Below are 2664 nucleotides of genomic sequence, written 5' to 3' on the forward strand. Positions count from 1 at the left end.
CCCCACGTACACCTTCCAGCGCGAGCACTACTGGCTCAGCGTCCCCGCGGCCGCCGACGTCACCGCGATCGGTGTCGCCGACACCGAACACCCCCTGCTGGGCGCCACCGTCGTGCTCCCCGACGGGGCCATCGTGCTGACGGGCCGGCTGGCGCTCGCCACCCACCCCTGGATCGCGGACCACGCGGTGTCCGGAGTCGTCCTCGTCCCCGGCACCGCCTTCGTGGAGCTGGCGCTGCGGGCCGGGCAGGAAGCCGGCTGCCCGCAGATCGAAGAGCTGACCCTGGAGGCCCCGCTCGTCCTGCCCGAGCACGGCGGCGTCCAGCTCCGCCTCACGGTCGGGGCACGGGACGCGTCCGGACGCTGCGCGATGGAGCTGTACTCCCGACCGGAGGACGCTTCCGGGGCACAGGACTGGACACGTCACGCGGGCGGCACGCTGTCCGCCGAGCCGCCGAAGCCCGCCTCGTCCGAACTCACCGTATGGCCGCCGCGAGGCGCCGTACGGGTCGCCACCGACGACCTGTACGACGTCCTCGACGAGCTCGGCTTCGGCTACGGCCCGGTCTTCCGAGGCCTCAAGGAGGCCTGGCGCCACGGCGACTCCCTGTACGCCGCCGCCGCCCTCCCCGAGGAGTCGGCCGCGGAGGCGGGCGCGTACGGACTGCACCCGGCGCTGCTCGACGCCGGGCTCCACGCCTCGTGGCTCGGCCTGCTGTCCGGGTCCGAGACCGGCCAGGGTCTGCTGCCGTTCTCCTGGAGCGAGGTGCACCTGCGGGCCGCCGGCGCCCCCGCGGTACGGATCAAGCTGACCCCGGCCGGGACGGACGCGGTGTCGGTCCTCGTCGCCGACGGAGCGGGCCGGCCGCTCGCGACGATCGGCGCGCTCGTCCTGCGCCCGGTCTCCGCCGACCAGCTACGACGGGCGGCGAAGCCCCGCAACGACTCCCTCTTCCGCCTCGACTGGACCCCGGCCGCCGCACTGCCGACGGACGGACCCGTGCCCGAGTACGTCGTCGCGACGCCGGGCCGCCCGGCCGCCGAAGGCAGCGAGCGGGCGGACGACACGGCCGCCGAGGTCCGGGCCACGACCCACCGGACCCTCCGGCTGATCCAGCGGTGGCTCGCCGAAGACCGGCCCGACGCGGCGCCGCTCGTCCTGGTCACCCACCACGCCGTCGCGCCGGACGCCGCTGAACGCGAGGCGCTCGATCCGGCGCAGGCCGCCGTCTGGGGCATGGTCCGCTCGGCACAGTCGGAGAACCCGGGACGCTTCGTCCTCCTCGACCTGGATCCGGACCTGGATCCGGACAGCGACCTCGGCCGCGAGGCCGTACGCGCCGCCGTCGGCACGGGCGAACCGCAGCTCGCGGTGCGGGGCGGCGCGGTCCTGCTGCCCCGCCTGAGGCGGACGACGGCCGACGCGCAGGAGGGCGGCCCGGGCCGGACGTTCACGGCCGACGGAACCGTCCTCGTCACCGGGGCGACCGGCACGCTGGGCCGTCTCGTCGCCCGGCACCTCGTCACCCGGCACGGCGTGCGGCACCTGGTGCTGACCGGACGCCGGGGTCCCACGGCAGAGGGGGCGGCCGAGTTCGAGGCCGAACTGACCGGACTCGGCGCCCGGGTCGTCACCGCCGCCTGCGACGTGGCCGACCGTGAGGCACTCGCCGGGCTGCTCGCGGCGATCCCCGCGGAGCACCCGCTGACCGGTGTGGTGCACGCGGCGGGCGTGACCGACGACGGGATCGTCTCCGCGCTCACCCCCGAGCGCGTCGACCACGTCCTGCGCCCCAAGGTGGACGCCGCACTGAACCTGCACGAACTCACGCGGGGGATGGACCTGTCCGCGTTCGTGCTCTTCTCCTCGGTGTCCGCCACCCTCGGCGGCGCCGGACAGGCCAACTACGCCGCCGCGAACGCCTTCCTGGACGCCCTCGCCCAGCAGCGCCGCGCGGCCGGGCTGCCCGCCGTGTCCATGGCCTGGGGGCTGTGGGCCGAGGGCAGCGGGATGACCGGCAAGCTGGACTCGGCCGACCTCGCGCGCATCCGCCGCATGGGCCTGGTCGCCATGGACTCGGCCACGGGCCTCGCCCTGTTCGACGCCGCGTGCGCGGCCGACGGCGACGTCCTCTTCCCGGTTCCCCTGGACCACGCGGGGCTGCGCGTCCAGGCCGCCGGCGACAAGGTACCCGTACTCCTGCGCGGTCTCGTCAAGGCCCCGGTCCGCAAGGCCCATGCCCCGAGTGACCACGCGGCCACGGGGTCGGACGACCCTGCCACCGCCCTGGCCCGGAGCCTGTACGGGCTCCCCGAGGCGGAGCAGGAGCGCGTCCTCAGCGACCTGGTGCGCCTCCAGGTCGCCACGGTGCTCGGCCACGCCTCACCGGACCAGGTCGAATCCGAGCGCCAGTTCAAGGACCTCGGCTTCGACTCGCTCACCGCCGTCGAGCTGCGGAACCTGCTGAACGCCGTCACCGGCACCCGGCTGCCCGCGACCCTCGTCTTCGACCACCCGACACCGCTGGCCCTCACCCGCTTCCTGCGGGGCGAGTTGCTCGGCGACGGACCCGGTGGCTCGGAGCTCGCTCCGGTGGCGGTCGTTTCGGCCGATGAGCCGATCGCGATCGTGGGGATGAGCTGCCGGTATCCGGGTGGGGTGCG

The 2664-nt window shown here is 75.2% G+C and carries 1 protein-coding gene; it reads left to right on the top strand.

Annotated elements, in window-relative coordinates; translation table 11 throughout:
- Positions 1 to 2664: SDR family NAD(P)-dependent oxidoreductase (locus tag ACFV0Q_RS40645; protein ID WP_385013023.1), on the top strand; the 2664-nt coding region annotated here is incomplete at both ends.

This window comes from Streptomyces sp. NPDC059564 (genome assembly GCF_042735575.1).
In the GTDB taxonomy this organism is placed as follows: domain Bacteria; phylum Actinomycetota; class Actinomycetes; order Streptomycetales; family Streptomycetaceae; genus Streptomyces.